At 73.3% G+C, this 3454-nt stretch carries 4 protein-coding genes; 2 read left to right on the plus strand and 2 right to left on the minus strand.

Annotation, left to right across the window (positions count from 1 at the left end; translation table 11 throughout):
* Together MXD58_RS23190 and MXD58_RS23195 are read right to left on the minus strand one after the other, a co-directional pair.
* Positions 1-416, minus strand: a 416-nt coding sequence (locus MXD58_RS23190) for a PaaI family thioesterase (protein WP_308302033.1), incomplete at its 3' end; no start/stop codon positions are given.
* Positions 417-491: 75 nt separating this feature from the next.
* Positions 492-1736: an acyl-CoA dehydrogenase family protein gene (locus MXD58_RS23195; protein WP_374616543.1), complete on the minus strand. Its 1245-nt coding sequence runs from the start codon at positions 1734-1736 to the stop codon at positions 492-494.
* Positions 1737-2043: 307 nt separating this feature from the next.
* On the opposite strand from MXD58_RS23195, the gene MXD58_RS23200 reads away from it, so the two are divergent.
* Both MXD58_RS23200 and MXD58_RS23205 read left to right on the plus strand, forming a co-directional pair.
* Positions 2044-2997: a PDR/VanB family oxidoreductase gene (locus MXD58_RS23200; RefSeq protein WP_248837387.1), complete on the plus strand. Its 954-nt coding sequence runs from the start codon at positions 2044-2046 to the stop codon at positions 2995-2997.
* A partial coding sequence (locus MXD58_RS23205) for an FAD-dependent oxidoreductase (protein WP_250609914.1) occupies positions 2987-3454 on the plus strand: 468 nt, incomplete at its 3' end. The genes MXD58_RS23200 and MXD58_RS23205, both read left to right, overlap by 11 nt.

Consider the following 3454-nt stretch of genomic DNA (forward strand, 5'->3'; position numbering starts at 1 on the left):
GCGGCGAGCACCCGGCGGGCGCCGCGCTCCTCGACCGTGGCGACGGCGCGGACCAGGCCCTTGCCGGGGCGGCGGAACGACGCCCAGCTGTCGCGCACGACGAGCCAGGCGACGTCGGCGATCCGCTCTGCGGTCGCGCCGACGAAGGCGCAGGCCCCGGCGATGTCGGCGGCGAGGAACTGGGCGCCGGCGTGCACCGTGCCCAGCTGGTTGGTCAGCTCGGCGCGGTCGGGGATCTCCACGACCGCGTGTTCGGCGTCGACCTCGGTGACCTCGACGCCGACGAACGCGCCGAACGGCACGATCTGGTTGGCCAGGCGCCGGATGTGCTCGAAGTCGGGGACGACGGCGCCCGGCCGGGCGAAGGCCGCGAACGCCGATTCCTGCGGAGCCAGTAGCGACGGGTTGCTCAACATGCACTCCCAACGAGGTCGGACCCAGTGGTCCTCGGACGGGGAATCAGGCGGGGCGGGAGGACGACGCGCACCGGGTCAGCCGGCGCGCCCGGTCCCGGCCGCGCGGCGCAGAACCCGGCGTGCCACCGACATCCGCAGCACCTCGGAGGGGCCCTCGTAGATGCGGAAGGCCCGGGCTTCGACGAGGAACCGGCCCACCAGGTAGTCCTCGCAGACGCCGAGCCCGCCGAAGAGCTGCACGGATCGGTCGAGGACCCGCCACACCGCCTCGGAGACGAACGTCTTCGTGATCGACGCGCCGTGGCGGGCCGCCGAGCTGGTGGCGCCGTGGTCGTCGAGGGTCGCGGCGGTGGCGTGGACGAGCGCGCTCGCCGCCGCGATGTCGATCTCGTTGTCGGCGACGAGCCCCTGCGCCAGGCCGTGCTCGGCGATCGGGACGCCGAAGGAGTGCCGCTGGGTGATGTGGGCCGCGGACAGGGCGTGCGCCCGGTTCGCGAGGCCGAGCCAGTTCATGCAGAACGTCAGCCGGGACGGCGCGAGGCGGGCACTGGCGTACTCCAGCCCCATGCCGACCTCGCCGAGCACCGCCGAGTCCGGCACCCGGCAGTCGTCGAAGAGCACCTCGCAGTGCCCGCCCGGCGCGCTGGTGAAGTCGAGGGTCGGCATCCGCCGGACGACCTTCATGCCCGGGTTGCCGGCATCGACGAGGAACATCGTCGGCCCGCTGTCGGTGCGCGCCACGGCGATCGTGAATCCGGCGCCGTCCGCGCCGGTGGTGAGGTGCTTGGCACCGCTGATCGACCAGTCGCCGCCGGCGCGGGTCGCGGTCGTGCGCAGCATGGCGGGGTCGGAGCCGGTACCCGGCGCGGGCTCCGTCATCGCGATCGCCGAGCGCACCGCACCGCTGGCCAGCGGCGCGAGGTAGCGCTCACGCTGCTCAGCGGTGCAGGCGGCCTCGAGCAGGTGGATGTTGCCGTCGTCGGGCGCCCAGCAGTGCAGCGCGAGTGGCCCGACGAGGCTCTCGCCGGCGGCGCCGAGCACGTGTGCCTGGCCGCGGAAGTCGAGCCCGAGCCCGCCGTACTCGACCGGGGACAGCGGCCCGAAGACCCCCGCCGCGCGGGCGGCGGCGTTCAGTTCGAGGCGCAGCTCGTCGGTCACCGGCCGCCGGTCGACGATGATCTGGCGCTCGACCGGGATCACCGTCTCCCGTACGAACCGCGCGGTGCGGGCCGCCAGCTCGGGCGCGGTGGCCGCCGGGCGGCGGGAGTCCGGCGAGGTCGGCAGGCGCGCCTCGCCCGGTTCGAGGAGGGTCTCGCTCACGGGTCTGCTCCCAGCTCGTCGCGGCGTACGAGGCCGTCCGAGGTTCCGCCCGGCCCCCGCCGTCGTGGTGTCCGATCATCGCGTCGTGCGGTCATCGCGCCCGGCCGCGCCATGCTCACGGGCCTTGCCGGGACGGGCCTTCCATGTTTCTGCTGCCCGTGTTCGGCCGGCCGCGAAATGTGCGGTGCGCCGGGTCATTGTTGCGAGCCGCCAGTGTTGTGACCACCGGCCATCGGGGTTTCCGATGGGGTGATTGCCGTTGTATTGATCGGCGTTGTCGGGGCGGTCGGGATGAGACGGTTTCCCGGTGACTTCCGCATCTCGCTGGACGGCCCTGCGGGTGGACGAGGCGAGGCTGGCCGCGCAGGACGTGCTGGTCATCGCCCTGACCGATCCCCAGGGAGAAGCGCTCGAGCGCTGGGAACCCGGCGCTCACGTAGATATCAGGCTACCCGACGGAGAGATCCGCCAGTACTCCTTGTGTGGTGATCCGGATGATCTGCGATCGTGGCGGGTCGCCGTGCTCCGCGAGGAAAACAGTCGTGGTGGTTCCCGTTACATCCATGAACGGGTCATGACCGGTTCGGAAATTACGGTGGGACAGCCGAGGAACAATTTCCCGCTTGTCGACGGGGCCTCCTATCGGCTGCTCGCCGGCGGAATCGGCATCACGCCGTTCCTGCCGATGGTGCGCGAACTCGCGCGCCGCGGCGCCGACTGGCAGCTCTACTACGGCGGGCGCACCCGCTCGCGGATGGCCTTCCTGCCGGAACTGGCCGCCTACCCGGACCGGGTGCGGCTGCTGCCCGAGGACAGCGCGGGCCGGCTGCCCGTCGCCGACGTCGTCGCCGGCCTCGACGACGACTCCCGGCTGTACTGCTGCGGCCCGGAGGGGCTGCTCGCGGCGGTGGAGAAGGCGTTCGCCGACCGTGGCGTCGGCAGCCTGCACCTGGAGCGGTTCCGGGCCCGGCCGCAGGACGAGGCCGAGGAACAGCGTGGCTTCGAGGTGCTGCTCGCCCGCTCCGGGCGGCTGGTGCGCGTCGGTGCGCAGCAGTCCCTGCTCGACGCGCTCGACCGCGTGGGCCTGGACGTGGCGTCCTCCTGCCGGGAGGGCACCTGCGCGAGCTGCGAGACCCCCGTGCTCGACGGCGAGGTCGACCACCGTGACTCGGTGCTCTCCGAGGACGAGCGGGCCCGCGGCGACACGATGATGATCTGCGTCTCCCGAGCCCGATCGGAGCGGCTGACCCTTGACCTCTGAACCGGCGACCTCTGAACCGGGAACCGGGCACGCCGTCGTGCTCGGCGCGGGCGTCGCCGGGCTGCTCGCCGCCCGGGTTCTCACCGAGACGTTCGCCCGGGTCACCGTCCTCGACCGGGACGATCTGCCCGGCCTCGGCGCCGCCACCGCGCCGGCCGGCGACTTCGGGGACCGACGCGGCGTGCCGCAGGCCCGTCACCTGCACGCCCTGATGGACCGCGGCCGCCAGATCGTCGAGGAGCTCCACCCCGGCCTGGTCGAGGAGCTGATGGCCGCGGGCGCGCCGACCAGTGAGGTCCTCGTCGGTGGGCGCTACTACATGCACGGCCAGCGCCTGCGGCCGACCTCGACCGGGCTCACCTCCGTGCTCGCGAGCCGGCCGCTGCTCGAACGCACCCTGCTGCGCCGCACCGCCGCGCTGCCCGGCGTGCGGATTCGCCCGCGCACCGCGGTGGCC

Origin of the sequence: Frankia sp. AgKG'84/4, from assembly GCF_023242965.2 — a bacterium.
In the GTDB taxonomy this organism is placed as follows: Bacteria; Actinomycetota; Actinomycetes; order Frankiales; family Frankiaceae; genus Frankia.